Origin of the sequence: Streptomyces sp. NPDC059816 (assembly GCF_042732055.1) — a bacterium.
Lineage (GTDB): Bacteria > Actinomycetota > Actinomycetes > Streptomycetales > Streptomycetaceae > Streptomyces.
The window spans coordinates 13690-28774 of sequence record NZ_JBHWIQ010000032.1 but is presented as its reverse complement, the minus strand read 5'-3'; the positions used below and the strand labels follow the sequence as shown (position 1 = coordinate 28774).

Below are 15085 nucleotides of genomic sequence, written 5' to 3'. Positions count from 1 at the left end.
AGATTCGCCCGCCGGGGTTTCACCGAACCACGTCAACGGCGGGGCGTACGGAAATCCGATACCGAGGGGGATTCGACCGGCGGGCCGTCCGCGGCGGGTGGGAGCCGACCACGGGTCCGTCGACGGGAACGCCTCGGCGCACGGCCCTTCGGGCACGGCTTCAGCAGGGCGGACGCGCCAGGTACTGTCGGCGCACACCGGCCCCGGTCGAGGGGTCGGGCTTCCTGGAGAGGGCTGGCCGTGACGAAGCTGCGCTGCGTGGTGCTGGACGACTATCAGGGCGTCGCGCGCTCCCTCGCGGACTGGACGAGGATCGCCCCCCAGGTGGAGACGGAGTTCCTGGACACGCACATCACCTCGACCGACGCCCTGGTCGAAGCGCTCGCGCACAGCGAGATCGTCGTGGCCATGCGCGAGCGGACCCCGTTCCCCACCGCCCTCTTCGCCCGGTTGCCCCGGCTCCGGCTGCTGGTGACCTCGGGGATGCGCAATGCGGCCATCGACATGGAAGCGGCTGCCCGGCACGGGGTGACCGTATGTGGCACGGCCAGCAATTCGGAGCCGCCGACCGAGCTGACCTGGGCGTTGATCCTCGGCCTGGCGCGGCAGATGGTGCCCGAGAACGCTGCGCTCCGTTCGGGTGGGCCGTGGCAGCACACGGTGGGGGCCGACCTGCACGGCAGTCGCCTCGGACTGTTGGGGTTGGGCAAGATCGGCCGCAAGGTGGCACGCATCGGCGCCGCGTTCGGGATGGAGGTGGTGGCGTGGAGCCAGAACCTCACCCCGGAGCGCGCGGCCGAGGGCGGGGCCGTCGCCGCGGCCTCCAAGGAGGAGTTGCTGGAGACCAGCAACTTCGTCTCGGTACACCTGGTGCTCAGCGACCGCACCCGGGGGCTGATCGGCGAAGCGGAGCTGCGCCGGATGCGTGACAGCGCCTACCTGGTCAACACCTCACGGGCGGCGATCGTCGACCAGCCGGCACTGCTGCGGGCGCTCGGGGAGGGGTGGATCGCCGGAGCGGGCACCGATGTCTTCGAGACGGAGCCCCTGCCGCTGGACGATCCGTTGCGCACGGCACCCCGTCTCCTCGCACTGCCGCATCTGGGTTATGTGACCCGACGCAATTACGAGGGGTACTTCACCCAGGCCGTCGAGGACATCGAGGCGTTCCTCGCGGAGAAGCCGGTGCGGGTACTGGCAGGGGGGCGTTAGCACTCCGACCGGCGGTGGTCCGCGACGATCCCCGAGGGGTGGGCCGGGTCGACGAAGCGGGAGGCGACCCGGCCGAGGGGCCGTAGCCGCGCGACGTCGATGCGGCCGGTGGCCGTCAGCAGCTCATCGGCGATGTGGAAGGCGACGACCTCGCCGATGACCAGGGTGTCGCTGCCGGGGGTGAGGAGCGAATGGAGCACGCATTCCACGCTGATCCCGGCTTCAGCGACCCGCGGGGGCCTGACCCGGGTCGAGGCGAGGGGGGTGACACCGGCGAGTGCGAACTCGTCGACCTCCTGCGCGTGGTCCACGCCGGTGAGGTCCAGCTGCCGGGCCTGGTCGACGGAGACGGTGTTGACGACGAACTCCCCGGTCGTCCTGAGGTTGCGCAGGGTGTCCTTCACTCCCCCGCCCGGGGCGGCTTCGATGGTGAGCGCCAGCATCGGCGGTTCGGTCGAGACGACCGTGAAGAAGCTGAAGGGTGCGAGGTTCCGCGTTCCGCCGTCGCTCACCGTCGACGTCCAGGCGATGGGACGCGGCACCACGATGGCCGTGAGCAACCGGAAGACGCCCTGCCGGTCCAGTTCGGCGGGGTCGACCGTGCGGGTGGACGTTCCCCCGGGCGTCACCTCGGGTCCGCGGCCACTGCGCGGGGATGCTCCACGCGGACCTCGACGTCCCGGGGTTCCAGCAGCTCGCCGTTGACCGGCACCAGGTCCTGGGGGCAGGCCGAGAGCACGACAATGACGTCGGTGAGCGCCTCTAGGGCGACCGAGTCGCCCGGCTCGCTGACCGGGGCGCAAAAGGCGATGCCGCCGTCGTCGTCGACGGGGACGTTCATGAACAGATTGAGCGGGCCCGGCACCTGCTCGGGTCCGGCGACATCGATCGCCGCGAGTGCCTGACGGAAGTTGTCGGTGCAGTTGGCGTGGTAGCCACCGTGGCCCAACTGCTCGTAACGCGCGCGGTCGCAGGCGGGGATGAGGGTGTCGTGGACTCCCGGGGTCGTGTCCTCGACGACGGCCAGGACCGGGCGGCGTGAGCTGTCGACCATGCGGTCACCCACCCGTACCGTGAGGCGTCCCGCGAGGGCACGGGTGTGTGCCGTCGAGAGGGCGCGCCGGGGGTCCTGCTTGACCAGGGCCCAGGTGTCCACCACCTGACTTCCGTGAGTGTTCACCACACGCAGCGTTCCGCCGCGCGGGAGCTCGAACGCCACTCCCGTACGGGCCGCCAGCGTCATCGTCGTCATGGCATCTCCTGGGACGGGCCTCGCGCGTCGCGCGGCACGGGTACGCGACGGTCCGATCGGGAAACCCTCACGCAATCGATTGCGGACTCCCAGGTTATGCAATCGTTTGCGTACGTCAAGGGCAGAGATGAGGACCAACGATGGCGGCATCCCGCACTCCCGGACCCGACCGCGGGCGGAGGGTCACCATGAAGGTGGTGGCTCACCGTGCCGGCGTGCACGTCTCCACCGTCAGTAGAGCGCTGAGCAGTCCCGAGGGCCCGGTGCCCGGCGTCGGTGCCGAGGTGGTGCACCGGGTACGGGCCATCGCCGTCGAGTTGGGGTACCGGCCCGATCCCAACGCGGCCAGCCTGCGCACCCGGCGGACCAAGGTGATCGCCGTGCTGGTCCCGCGCCTCTCGGACGTCGTGCTGGCTACGATCTTCGAGGGCGTCGAGGACCACCTCACCGCGCGCGGGTACCAGGCCGTCGTGGCCAGCACCGGAGACGATCCGGCGGAACGAAGGCGCCGGCTCGACCTCCTGCTGAGCCGACGGATCGACGGCGTCATCATCGGCGACGCACACCTGTCGGACCCCTCGCTCTCCGAGACGGCCGTCCCGTTCGTGCTGGTGAACCGCAGCGTGCCGGGCCAGGTGTCGGCGACCTGCGCTGACGAGGAAGGCGGTCGACTCGTCGGCGCGCACTTCGCAGCGCGGGGACATCGCCGGGTGGGCATCGCCGGCGGCTTCCCCTGGGCGAGCACGGCGACGCGTCGTGCGCACGGGTGCCGAACCGTGCTGGCGGAGCACGGCACGCCCGTCCCTGACGACTACGTGGTCCGGTCCGGGTTCGATGTGGACAGCGGTAGGCGAGCGGCCGATGTGCTCCTGGACCTCAGCCCCCGCCCCACAGCCGTCTTCGCGGTCAACGACCACACCGCGCTCGGGGTGATGGGGGCCATGCGCGACCGCGGGCTGGTCCCGGGACGGGACATCGCCGTCGTCGGCTTCAACGACATCGACGCGGCGCGCGAGTTGACGATCCCGCTCAGTAGCGTGGACAGCAGTCCCCGCCGCATGGGCGGGACGGCGGCGGAGTTGTTGCTGGCCCGGCTGAACGGCCGGGAGGTGCGATCCGTCGAACTGGAACCCGCCTTGCGGATCCGCGCCTCGTCCCTCACCTCACCGGGGGGCTGACCCCGACGCGTCAGATCCCGACCCGGGTCCCGCGGGGCCAGCTGTGGTGGTGCCCGTCGATGACGTAGTGGTGGTCGTGCTGCCAACCGTCGGCACAGGGGGCGGCGTCGACGAGGTGCGGATGGCCGGCGGGGAGGTCCGGGTGGACGTGCCTCAGTCGTGAGGGGTCCCGGGCGGGCCAGATCACGAGGGCGCAACCGGCGGCGCCCAAAGCGAGGACGGCGAGCACCGTGGTGGTGACCGGGAGGCCCGCGGCGGCTCCGAGCCAGCCGGCGAGGGGGTACGTCAGCAGCCAGCACGCGTGGGAGAGGGAGAACTGGGCGGCGAAGGCCGCGGGCAGGTCCGCGTCGGAGGTGGACCGGCGCATCAACCGGCCGGCGGGGGTCAGGACGAGGGAGCAGGCCGCGCCGATCGCGGTCCAGGCCGCCAGGAGCAGGGGCCAGGACCAGACGTCCGGCCGCGCGGCGCCGACGGCCACGACGGCGGCCAGAGCGACCGGGAGGGCGAAGGCGGCCGGCAGCATCACCGTGCGGTCGGTGCGGTGACGCAGCAGCCGGGGCAGGAGCAGCGCGGCGAGGACGGAGCCCGTGCCGTAGGCGCCCAGGGCGAGGGGGACGGCGGTGGCGGGGCGCTGGAGGTGGTCCCGGACCAGGACGACGGTGTGGACGAGGACGACGGATCCGGCGGCGGCGACCGCGAGGTCGAGCGCGATCAGGGCCCGCAGTCGGGGCGTGGCCCAAAAGAGTCGGGTGCCGGAGGTCGCCTTGGCGGCGGAGCCCCCGCGTTCGACGGGTTTCGGTGTGGGGAGGGCGGCCGAGACGACGAGGACCGCGGAGGCCACGAAGCCCGCAGCGGTCGTGGCGAACAGCCAGTCGTAGGGGATGAGGGTGAGCAGCGCCGCCGCGAGCACCGGACTGAACAGGCTCTCCCCGTCGTAGGCGAGGCGGGACATCGACAGGGCCCGGGTGTAGTCGCGCTCGTCGGGCAGTACCTCGGGGATGGTGGCCTGGAAGGTCGGGGTGAAGGCGGCCGACGCCGCTTGGAGGAGGAAGACCAGGACGTACACCTGCCAGAGGGCCGAGACGAACGGCAGGCTCAGGGCGACCCCGGCCCGGGTGAGGTCCGTGGAGACCAGCAGGGCGCGGCGGGGTACCCGGTGGGCGAGTGCGCCGACGACGGGGGCGATCGTGACGTAGGCGATCATCTTGATCGCGAGCGCCGTCCCGAGCACGGTCGACGCCCGGTCCCCGGCGAAGTCGTACGCGAGCAGGGCCAGTGCGACGGTGGCGAGCCCCGTGCCGACCAGGGCGACGACCTGTGCGGTGAACAGACGGCGGTAGGTGCGGTTGCGCAGCACGGACAGCATGAGGTCCCGTCCCGTTCGGCGGGTGGGTGCGACCAGCTCATCGTAGCCAATGGGTGCGCACCTATGCACCTATTGGTGAAAGGCGCTCCGTAGGCGACGCGGGTGGTGGTCAGTCGTGGGGCGGCAGCGCACCGATCTGGTGGTCGGCGACGTTCAGGGCCTCGTCCACCAGCCGGCGCAGATGCCCGTGGCGCAGGGCGTACACGACGCGACGGCCGTCCTTGCGGGCGGTGACCAGACCGGCCAGTCGGAGTTTGGCCAGGTGCTGGCTGACGGAAGGCCGGGCGGCCCCGCACGCCTGGGTCAGCGTGGTGACATCGGCTTCGCCGCGGCCGAGCCGCTCCAACAGTGCCAGCCGGGTCCGGTCCGCGAGCAGGGCGAGGACGGACGCGGCGACGTCGAGTCGCTCGGCCGACTGCTGCGCATGGTGTGCACCTGCTGGGTGCGTGCCCTTGCTCATGCGCCCATCGTAGGGCGGGGCGCGCCCGATCAGTGCATCCGTGCGTACGGATCGCTGTTCCCAGGGGTGGCGCCGTGAGGCGGTCCGGTGGTGCGGGCCCGTGGAGGTGACGGGCCCGCACCGGTTCGGGGTCAGGCTCCCCAGCGCAGGGCGATGGTGTCCCCGACACCGATCGTCCTGCCGCGGGAGGCGGCGGCGAAGGCGGAGCCGTCCACACTGACCTTCCAGGTCTGGGAACCGCTGTTGGCCTTGCCGTTGAGGGTGGTGATCGTGCCGGTGCCCGACGACGGGGTCACCCCGGTCACACAGCCCGACGGGGTCGCCGAGGTGGCGGCGGCGTCCAGTACGTCCCCGAGGGTGGTCGTGGCGGCCGTGGCGGTGAAGGCGACGGCGCACACCTTCAGGTTGCCCGTTCCGTCATCGACGGTGAGGGCGAGTTCGGTGGCCGTACCGGGGGTGAAGGCGCTCGCGGCCACCCACTTCGGGGCCCCCGCGGTGACCGGGGTGGGCGGGGCGGCGGTGAAGCCGCCGCCCGCGACGGCACGGAGGGCGTCGATGGAGGCGTAGGCGGAAGGGGCGGTGTCGGTGGACTTGTACTTGAAACCGCCACCGGGGTTGTACTGCTGGGCTATCAGGAAGTCCACCGGGGTCTTGCCCAGGGTGGTGAGGAAGTCGCCGGTCTGTGGGTTGATGCCGCAGGCGTTGAGCCCGGCGACGGCCCATCCGTTGGAGTTGGTGTTGACTCCGTACAGGGCGTTGAACGCGCCGTTGGCCGCGACCAGTTTGCTCTTCAGGAACGCCTTCGCCTGGACGACGTCCGCGTCCGTGTTCGGAACTCCCGCGGCGCAGAGCGCGGCCATCGAAGCGCCGGTCATGTCGACGTCGCCGGGGGCGCTGAGGCGGGTCGGGTTGCCCTCGGCCTTCTGGAAGTCCCACCCTCCGTCGTGGTGCTGGTTGGCGCGGATACGGGTGACGACCTTGTCGAGGAGCGCCTGGGGGACGCGCCGCACCCCGGTCTGCGTCTTGGCCCCGGCCAGGGCCAGCCCGGCGAAGACGGTGCCGTTGTAGGTGGCCGAGGGGCCGAAGTAGCCGGCCTCGGCGTTCTGCCAGTAGCCGTAGACGTCGGCGATCAGGTTCCGGGAGGCGGACACCCGGGCCGGGTCGATGCCCGCCGCGTAGGCGTTGAGGGTGGCGCGCTCGTAGTCGGTGACGACCGGGGTGGCGGACGGCCAGCCGGCCGTGGAGAGCAGATTGCGGTAGACGGTGCGGGCGTTCTTCGTCGTGTCACCGCCGGGTGCCACGTCGACGACCGCGGTCCCGGCCGCGGCGAAGGCGCTGAAGGCCCATTCGTTGGACAGCCCGGTGCCCGCGTAGGAACCGTCCGCGGCCTGGAGCGACTTGAGGTAGGCGACGCCGTTGGTCTTGGAGGTGGCGATCTGGGCGGGCGTCGAGGTCGCCGCCGCGGGGAGGACGGTCAGGGCGAAGGCCCCGAGGGCGGCGGGAACGGCCAGCGCGAGGCGCCGGGTGGTCGGGGGACGGGACATGGCCTGCTCCTGTGGTGGACAGGGGACACCGGCCGGGCGCACCGCGCCGCGGGGACACCGTGGCGGCGCTGGCGGGTTAGGGCCGTCGTCCCCTCGCGTGGTACGGCTTCGAATGTGACGTCACCGCATGGGCATTCGGGCTCGGGTACGGCACCGTGCCGCCCCACACCGCTGCGCGTCAGCCCCGGTTTCGCACCGGATTCCCCCATGTGGCAGCCCTGGACGCTACCCGAGGGATCACCAGCGCACCAGATGGGGCGCTTGAGCAACCGTGCGCTGTCAGCGGGTAGTTCATGCCTCCTTGACGGTGTCTCGGGCCGCATGTTCCAATCCGGCTGATACGCACTGCACTTCAGGGGAAGCCGGTCGAAATCCGGCGCTGACCCGCAACCGTGGGCCCGGTGACACCGGGCGAGCCGGACTGCCTGGAGCGCCAGATCTCAGCGAGAAGCGCCGTCGCGGACTACGGCGTGGTCGACCGGCACGTCGGTGACGCCCTGGTGTCACTGCGGGCCCTTCAGCCACGTCTGGCCGCCCGGATGACACGGGGGAGCTCGGGTGGACAGGGACAAGGGGAGACGGTTCGCAGGGCTGGCCGCCCTGCTGTCGGCCGTGCTCCTGTTCGGCGGAACCAGTGCCGTGCTCGTCACCGCCGCCCCGGTGCTCGCCGACCCGATCGACCGGTGCACCGCCAGCAGGGGAGCCGTCGTCGCGGTGGACTTCGGCCCCTTCGGCGGCACGGTCGAGCGGGGCTGCGACACCACGCCCACCACCGGTTACGAGCTGCTGCACGAGGCGGGCTTCAGCACGGCCGGCACCGGCCACGACGGCGATGCGTTCATCTGCCGCATCGGCCACGGCTCGTTCCACTCCGGCACCCCGTACCCGACTCCCGCCACCGAGGACTGCGTCCTCACCCCGCAGGCCACCGCGTACTGGTCGTACTGGGTCGCCTCCCCCGACGAAGAGGACTGGAAGTACAGCCAGTACGGGGCGATGGACCGCAAGCCGAAGGCCGGTGACGTGGACGCCTGGGTCTTCGGCGGCACCGACGTCGGCGGCACCACCGGCCGCCCGACGTTCACCCCCGACGAGGTGCGGGCGGGCGGCGGCACACCGGGTCCAGGGCCCGAGGAGCCGAACGTACCGCCCGCCGAAGTGGACCTCGCGAAGGCCACCGCCTGGGTCCGGGCCGAACTGACCGACGGTGAAAGGGTGGTGGACGAGGGCGCCGACACCCCCAACTACTTCCTGACCACGGAGGCCGCGTACGCACTGGCCACCCGGGGCAAGAGCCGGGCGCTGAACAAGGTGACCGCCTTCCTCCGCGCCCACACCGACGCCTACGCGTACGCCGCGGGAAGGGACGGGGCACCGGACGCCACGGCCGCCGCCCGGCTCGCCCTGCTCGCCGCCGTCACCGAGAACAACCCGCGCGACTTCGGCGGACACGACCTCGTCGGCGATCTGGTGCACCACGTCTGTCCTGCCGGCGGGCAAGCCGGCTGCACCGCCGAGGGCGACTTCCGCAACGCCTCCTACACCGACGGGCAGGCCCTGGGGGTGCTCGCCCTCCTGAGGGGCGGCGTGCGGCCCCCGGCCGCGACGGTGACCCGGCTCACCCGACTCCAGTGCCGGGACGGCAGTTTCACCAGTGTCCTGATCGGCCCCGGTGAGAACTGCGAGGCCGACCCCCTCGCCACCGGCCTCGCCGTGCTGGCCCTGCACCAGGCGGGCGGTCACCGGGCGGTGGTGGCGAAGGCCCGCGACCACCTGCGGAAGGCCCAGCTGAGCAACGGCGCGTTCCCCGGCTACACCGGTGGCACCACGGGCAGCGTGATCGGCACCGGCTACGCCGCCCAGGCCCTACGGGTCCTCGGCGAGAAGGTGCGCGCCGACGCCGCCGTGTCCTGGCTGTCCGGGCAGCAACTCACCGACGGGGGCTTCGGTTTCGAGGAGGGCGCGGCGGACTCGGTGTTCTACGCGACCGGGGTGGCCGTCCTGGCGGGGGCGGACACCAGCCTGGCCTCGCTGACCACGAAGAAGCCCGATCGTCCGCAGCCCCCCGGCACCACTCCCCCGGCTTCACCGCCCGCCTCACCGCCCGCCTCGGGGAACGGCCGGGGCCCGGACCTGAAGAAGGGCGTCGCGTACCTCACCGACGCGGCCCGACTGCGGCGGGGCCGCTACTACGACATCGGCGCCGGGTCGACGCGGGCGGACTTCGGACTCACCATCGACGGCGCCTACGCACTCGCCGCGACCGGCCACGACGACGACGCGTTGCGCGGCATCGTCGACTTCCTCGACCAGGGGGGCGAGGACGGCGAGGGGCGCACCGTCCACGACTGGACCAAGGTGGGTACCCGGTACGCCGGAGGCGGTTCCCTCGGCAAGACCGCCGTCCTCGCCCAGGCCGTCGGCCGCGACCCGCGCGACTTCGGTGGACAGGACCTGATCGCGGCGCTGGCGACGGCCGTCTGCCGGGGCCCCAGTACCGCGCCGGACCGCAGCTGCGCGGCGAAGGGCGCGTACCGCTACGCCCCGTCCGTCTTCGCCCACGCGCTCGCGGTGATGGCGCAGATCCGGGCCGGGGAGGAGGGCGCGGCGTCCGACCCCGTCGCCTATCTGAAGAACCTTCAGCACGCCTCCGGCGCCTTCCCCAGCCTGGTGCCGGCGACCGGGGACTCCGATGTGGACTCCACCGCCATCGCCGCGATGGCCCTGGACCTCGTCGGGGACGACGAGGCCGATGCGGCCGTCGAGCGGGCGCTCCGCTGGATCTCGACGAAACAACTCGACGACGGCGGCTTCCCCGGCGCCGCCGGGAATTCGGTCAACTCCGCCGCCCTCGCGGTGCAGGGCCTGTCCCTGGACACCCCGGAGTACGAGCGGCAGATCGCCGGGGCCCGGAAGTTCCTGGCCGCGCAGCAGAACCCCGACGGCGGGTTCAACGTTGCCGAGGACGGCCAGCGGGGCTCTGACCTGCGGGCCTCGACCCAGGCCGTCGGCGGCTCCACCGGCATCTCCTTCGGCGTGCTGACCCGCGATCTGACCGGTACCCGACCGCAGCCCGACCCCGACCCCACGCCCACGCCCTCCGCGTCGGCGTCCACACCGGCGATCGTCACTCCGGGCGACGCGGGCCCAAGCCCTGCGGGTACCGGGGGCGAGGGCGCCGCGGGCGCCGGCGACCGTGGTGCCGGCGCTTCGGGGGGCGGCGCCCAAGGCGGGTTGGCCTCCACCGGAGGCGGGGTCGCGGTGCTCGCCGCCGGCGCCGCAACGCTCGTCCTGGCGGGCTGCGCGGTGACCGCCGCGGTCCGCCACCGCAGCAGGGCCCTACGAGGGGGACAGTCGTGACCAGGATCGCCGCACGCGTGGCGCGGACCGCCGCAGCCCTGGGCACGGCATGCGCCCTCCTGTGGGGCACCACGGGTCCCGCGTCCGCGGCTTCCCAGCCGATGGGACGGTGCACCACCTCCTCCGGCGTGGTGCTGGCCGTCGACTTCAGCAGGTGGGGCGGCCCGTTGTACCGCTCCTGCGGCACCACCCCGACGACCGGGTACGAACTGCTCAACCAGGGCGGCTGGCGCACCACCGGAACGGGCCACGACGGTCCGGCGTTCATCTGCCGGATCGGATACAGCGGCCATCGCGGCGGGAAGCAGTTCCCGCCGCCGGACCAGGACGACTGCGTACTGACCCCGCCCGCCTCCGCCTACTGGTCGTACTGGCACGCGGACCCCGGGGAGAACACCTGGGAGTACAGCCAGCTCGGGGCCATGCTCTACCGGCCGAAGCCGGGCAGCGTCGACCTCTGGATCTTCGGCGGCACCAACATCGAGGGCACCAGGGGCCGTCCGACCGTCACCCCCGATCAGTTGCGGGCCCGCAACACCGAGCCGACCGGGGGCGGCAAGCCCGCCAGGACGCCGCCCACGCGCACGGCGGACCCACTGCCGCCCGGCACCGACACCGGCCCCACTCCGACCCGGACCCGTCCCGCCGCGCCGCCGTCCCGCACCACTCCCCCGCCGACCAGGGCGGCCCCCTCCCCGACCCGCTCGGCCAAGCCCTCAGCGTCCGCGCCCCCGCGCACCTCCCCGAACGCTCCCCCGACGTCGCCGTCACCCTCGCCGTCCGCTTCCTCGGCGCCGGCCCGGGCGGGCGCCGGGCCGAGCCCCGCGCAGGTGGTCGAGGCGGCCCCGGCTGCGGACGCCGCCCATGACTCCGGCTCGTTCGCCCCCGCCGCAGCCGCCGGCGGACTGGTCCTCCTCCTCGTCGGTGCGGCCGTGTTCGCGGCCAAACGCCGCAACCGCACGGAGTAGGCGCCCCGGTGGCTCCCTCCCCTTCCCCCCTGGCGCGTCCGTCCGCGCCCGCGCCCCGGGCGGACCCGGGTGGACGTCGGCTGCCGCGTGCCCTGCACCCGGTGGGCTGGTGGATCTGGGCGCTCGCCCTCGCCACCGCCGTCAGCCGCACCAACAACCCCCTGTTGTTGTTCCTCGTCCTGGCGGTGCTCGGATACGTGGTCACCGCGCGCCGTACCGAGGCGCCCTGGGCCCGCGGTTTCGTCTACTACCTGTACCTCGCGCTGGTCGTCGTGGCGATCAGGGTGGTCTTCCGCGCGGTGTTCGCCACCGGGATCACCCCGCACGACCACTTCCTGTTCGCCCTGCCCCGCGTCCCGACCCCCGACTGGTACGCCGGAATCGAGATCGGCGGTCCCGTCTCCTTGGAAGCCCTGCTCTCCGCGGCCACCGACGGACTACGACTCGCCTGCATGCTGTGCTGCATCGGGGCGGCCAACACCCTCGCCAACCCCAAGCGCGCCCTGCGCGTGCTGCCCGGCGCACTGTACGAACTCGGGGTCGCCGTCACCGTCTCGCTCAGCGTCGCCCCGCAACTCGTGCAGAGCGTGCAGCGGGTCCACCGGGCCCGGCGGCTCCGCGCCGGGCGCACCAAGGGCCTCGGCTCCCTGCGCGGCATCGTGGTCCCCGTGCTCGAAGACGCGCTGGAACGCTCCCTGCGGCTCGCCGCCGCCATGGACTCGCGCGGCTACGGCAGGGCCGGTACGGCCACCCGTGCCACCCGGCGGATCACCGGGGCGCTGATGCTCACCGGCATGTGCGGTCTGTGCGCCGGGGCGTACGGTCTCCTCGACGCCACCGCACCCCGACTCCTCGGCACGCCCACGATGGTGGCGAGCGCGCTCCTGTGCGTCGCGGGACTGCGCCTGGGCGGGCGCAGGGTCACCCGGACCACCTACCGCCCGGACCCGTGGCGGTTCGCGGAGTGGGCGGTCGCCGGCTGCGGGGTGGTGTCGGCGGTCGTCCTCTTCAGCAACACCGGCTTCCACGCCGCCGACCTCAACCCGTCCATCTACCCGCTGAGTTGGCCCACCCTGCCGCTGGTGCCGACCGCGGCGATCCTGCTCGCCGGCGCCGCCGGCTTCCTCTCGCCACCGCCCCGGGCTCCCGCCCGGGCGTCCGTCCCTCCCCAGCGCACCGAGGCGGTCACGTGATCACCTTCGACCAGGTCAGCGTCCAGTACGAGGACCGGGCCGACCCCGTACTGCGCGAGGTCAACCTGACGGTGGAGGAGGGCGAACTGTGTCTGGTCGTCGGGCACACCGGGGTGGGCAAGTCGACGCTGCTGGGTGCCGTCAACGGTCTGGTGCCGCACTTCACCGGGGGCACCCTGTACGGCCGGGTCACCGTCGACGGTCGGGACACCGCCGACCACCCGCCCCGTGAACTCGCCGATGTGGTGGGCGTAGTGGGTCAGGACCCGCTCGACGGGTTCGTCACCGACACCGTGGAGGAGGAACTCGCCTACACCATGGAGCAACTGGCCGTCCCGCCGGCCACGATGCGCAAACGGGTGGAGGAGACCCTCGATCTGCTCGGCCTCGCCGATCTCCGGCACCGGGCGCTGTACGAACTCTCCGGCGGCCAACAGCAGCGCGTCGCCATCGGTTCCGTCCTCACCGCCCATCCCCGGGTCCTCGTCCTCGACGAGCCCACCTCCGCCCTCGATCCGTCGGCGGCCGAGGAGGTCCTGGCCTCCGTGACCCGCCTCGTCCACGACCTCGGGGTGACCGTCCTCATCGCGGAACACCGGCTCGAACGCGTCGTCCAGTACGCCGACCGGGTCATCCACCTCCCGGGCGACGGCACGGTGCTCAGCGGCCGTCCCGCCGAGGTCTTCCGCACCTCGTCCATCGCCCCGCCGATCGTGGAACTGGGTCGGGCCGCCGGCTGGTCACCGCTGCCGTTGTCCGTCCGGGACGCCCGCCGCGAGGCCGCTCCGCTGCGCGCACGGCTCGACCGGACGCCGCCGTCGCCGGCGAGGGGGCGCACGACCGACGCGGGCGAACCGCTGCTGACGGCACGTCGGATCACGGTGAGCTACCAGCGCGTTCCGGCGGTCCGTGAGGTCGACCTCGATCTGCACCGCGGGGTCGTCACCGCCCTGATGGGCCGCAACGGCTCGGGCAAGTCCTCCTTGTTGTGGGCGCTCCAGGGTTCGGGGCCCCGGGCGGGCGGGACCGTCCGGGTCGGGAACGGCGGAGCCGGGAAGGCCGGTGACCCCCGTGACCTGTCTGCGGCCGATGCCCGCCGACTGGTCGGGCTGGTCCCCCAGACGCCCACCGACCTGCTGTACCTGGAGAGCGTCAAACAGGAACTCGACCAGGCCGACACGGAATCCCTCGGCGTGGACACGAGCCCCTCGGCCCGCGCCGTCCTCGACCGGCTCGCCCCCGGGATCGACGACGCCACGCACCCGCGCGACCTCTCCGAAGGACAGAAACTCGCCCTGGTCCTGGCGATCCAACTCACCGCGGCACCGCGGGTCGTGCTGCTCGACGAGCCGACGCGGGGACTCGACTACCGGGCCAAGGGCCAACTCATCCGCATCGTCGACGAGCTCGCGGCCGAGGGGCGCGCCGTGGTGATCTCCACCCACGACGTGGAGTTCGTGGCCCGGGCCGCCGACCGGGTCGTGGTGATGGCCGAGGGCGAGGTCGTCGCCGACGGACCCACCCCGGAGGTCATCGTCGCCTCCCCCGTCTTCGCCCCCCAGGTCGCGAAGATCCTCGCGCCGCTCCCCTACCTCACCGTCGCGCAGGTCGCGGGGGCGCTCACCGGCAGGGCGGGTTCATGACCCTCCCCGACGCCACGACCGCGATCCGCATCCGTCCCCGCGCCGCGGTGGTCATCACCCTGGCGGCCCTCCTCGGCGTGGTCGCGTTCTTCTGGCCCTTCCTCGTCGCCCCCGGTGCCTTCGCCTCGCACTACGCGCCGCCCCTGATCTTCGGGATGCTGCTCGTCCTGGTGCTGAGCGTGGTGATCTCGGAGATAGCCGAGGGCGGCATCAGCTCCAAGGCCCTCGCCATGCTCGGGGTGCTCTCCGCCGTGAACGCCGCTCTGCGTCCCCTCGGTGCGGGCACCGCCGGCATCGAGACGGTGTTCTTCGTCCTCGTCCTGGCGGGCCGCGTCTACGGACCCGGGTTCGGCTTCGCGCTGGGCTGCACCTCGCTGTTCGCGTCCGCGCTGATCACCGGTGGCGTCGGCCCGTGGATGCCGTACCAGATGTTCGGCTGCGCCTTCGTGGGCATGCTCGCGGGGCTCCTGCCGAAGGCCACCGGACGTCGGGAGGTGCTGTTGCTCGCCGTCTACGGCTCCTTCTCCGGCTACCTCTTCGGCTTCCTGCTCAACCTGTCCTTCTGGCCGTTCTCCCTGGACCCGGGCAGTTCGATCGCCTACCTGCCCGGCCTCCCCTTCACCGAGCAGTGGCAGCGTTACGTCGCCTTCGACCTCGCGACGTCGCTGGGCTGGGACACCGGGCGGGCCGTCACCAACTTCGTGTGCATCGTCCTCGCGGGTCCGGTGGTGCTGACGGTGTTCCGTCGAGCGGCCCGCAAGGCCCGCTTCCAGGCCCCGGTGCGCTTCGCCGCGCCCCGCGACGGTGCGCCGCCGGACTCCCCGCCGTCCGGGTTCGGGGCCGGGGCGGGGCCAGGCGGGCCGGGCTGAGCGTCTCGGCCGGATGCATGGGGGCCCTCGGTCGGGGGCG

At 72.8% G+C, this 15085-nt stretch carries 12 protein-coding genes and 2 riboswitches; of the genes, 7 read left to right on the top strand and 5 right to left on the bottom strand.

From position 1 onward, the window contains the following. The first annotated feature begins 240 nt into the window (after positions 1-240). The gene (locus tag ACFV88_RS31235; protein WP_385495442.1) at positions 241-1212 is read left to right on the top strand and encodes a D-2-hydroxyacid dehydrogenase family protein; all 972 of its coding nucleotides are present in this window, start codon (positions 241-243) and stop codon (positions 1210-1212) included. Here the strand turns inward: ACFV88_RS31235 and ACFV88_RS31230 are convergent. Then, positions 1209-1841, bottom strand: coding sequence for a flavin reductase family protein (locus ACFV88_RS31230; RefSeq protein ID WP_385495441.1), 633 nt, complete (start codon positions 1839-1841; stop codon positions 1209-1211). The two genes, ACFV88_RS31235 and ACFV88_RS31230, sit on opposite strands and share 4 nt — an antisense overlap. Next, a complete protein-coding gene (locus tag ACFV88_RS31225; RefSeq protein ID WP_385495440.1) occupies positions 1838-2464 on the bottom strand; it encodes a DUF1989 domain-containing protein in 627 nt (208 codons plus the stop codon). Before ACFV88_RS31225 ends, ACFV88_RS31230 begins: the two co-directional genes overlap by 4 nt. 197 nt (positions 2465-2661) lie before the next feature. On the opposite strand from ACFV88_RS31225, the gene ACFV88_RS31220 reads away from it, so the two are divergent. Beyond that, positions 2662-3642 carry a LacI family DNA-binding transcriptional regulator gene (locus ACFV88_RS31220; protein WP_385495439.1) on the top strand — a complete coding sequence of 327 codons (981 nt, stop codon included), beginning with the start codon at positions 2662-2664 and terminating at the stop codon, positions 3640-3642. Between the two features lie 10 nt (positions 3643-3652). Here ACFV88_RS31220 and ACFV88_RS31215 read toward each other — a convergent pair whose 3' ends face one another. From ACFV88_RS31215 to ACFV88_RS31205, 3 genes are all read right to left on the bottom strand, one after another. Further along, positions 3653-5008: an MFS transporter gene (locus ACFV88_RS31215; protein WP_385495438.1), complete on the bottom strand. Its 1356-nt coding sequence runs from the start codon at positions 5006-5008 to the stop codon at positions 3653-3655. A gap of 109 nt (positions 5009-5117) precedes the next feature. After that, positions 5118-5468 carry an ArsR/SmtB family transcription factor gene (locus tag ACFV88_RS31210; RefSeq protein ID WP_385495437.1) on the bottom strand — a complete coding sequence of 117 codons (351 nt, stop codon included), beginning with the start codon at positions 5466-5468 and terminating at the stop codon, positions 5118-5120. Between the two features lie 131 nt (positions 5469-5599). Beyond that, positions 5600-7012: a hypothetical protein gene (locus ACFV88_RS31205; RefSeq protein ID WP_385495436.1), complete on the bottom strand. Its 1413-nt coding sequence runs from the start codon at positions 7010-7012 to the stop codon at positions 5600-5602. Between the two features lie 108 nt (positions 7013-7120). Next, positions 7121-7260, bottom strand: a riboswitch (cobalamin riboswitch). A 67-nt stretch (positions 7261-7327) separates the two neighbouring features. Further along, a riboswitch (cobalamin riboswitch) is annotated at positions 7328-7456 on the top strand. A 114-nt stretch (positions 7457-7570) separates the two neighbouring features. On the opposite strand from ACFV88_RS31205, the gene ACFV88_RS31200 reads away from it, so the two are divergent. The 5 genes from ACFV88_RS31200 to ACFV88_RS31180 are packed head-to-tail and all read left to right on the top strand — an operon-like array spanning position 7571 to position 15045. Then, positions 7571-10372 carry a prenyltransferase/squalene oxidase repeat-containing protein gene (locus ACFV88_RS31200; RefSeq protein WP_385495435.1) on the top strand — a complete coding sequence of 934 codons (2802 nt, stop codon included), beginning with the start codon at positions 7571-7573 and terminating at the stop codon, positions 10370-10372. Beyond that, positions 10369-11340, top strand: coding sequence for a hypothetical protein (locus tag ACFV88_RS31195; RefSeq protein ID WP_385495433.1), 972 nt, complete (start codon positions 10369-10371; stop codon positions 11338-11340). Before ACFV88_RS31200 ends, ACFV88_RS31195 begins: the two co-directional genes overlap by 4 nt. Positions 11341-11348: 8 nt before the next feature. After that, the gene (locus ACFV88_RS31190) at positions 11349-12533 is read left to right on the top strand and encodes an energy-coupling factor transporter transmembrane component T (protein ID WP_385495432.1); all 1185 of its coding nucleotides are present in this window, start codon (positions 11349-11351) and stop codon (positions 12531-12533) included. Beyond that, positions 12530-14176, top strand: coding sequence for an ABC transporter ATP-binding protein (locus tag ACFV88_RS31185; RefSeq protein WP_385495430.1), 1647 nt, complete (start codon positions 12530-12532; stop codon positions 14174-14176). The genes ACFV88_RS31190 and ACFV88_RS31185 overlap by 4 nt, the downstream gene beginning before the upstream one ends. Then, positions 14173-15045 carry an ECF transporter S component gene (locus ACFV88_RS31180; protein WP_385495429.1) on the top strand — a complete coding sequence of 291 codons (873 nt, stop codon included), beginning with the start codon at positions 14173-14175 and terminating at the stop codon, positions 15043-15045. The genes ACFV88_RS31185 and ACFV88_RS31180 overlap by 4 nt, the downstream gene beginning before the upstream one ends. Positions 15046-15085 lie beyond the last annotated feature (40 nt).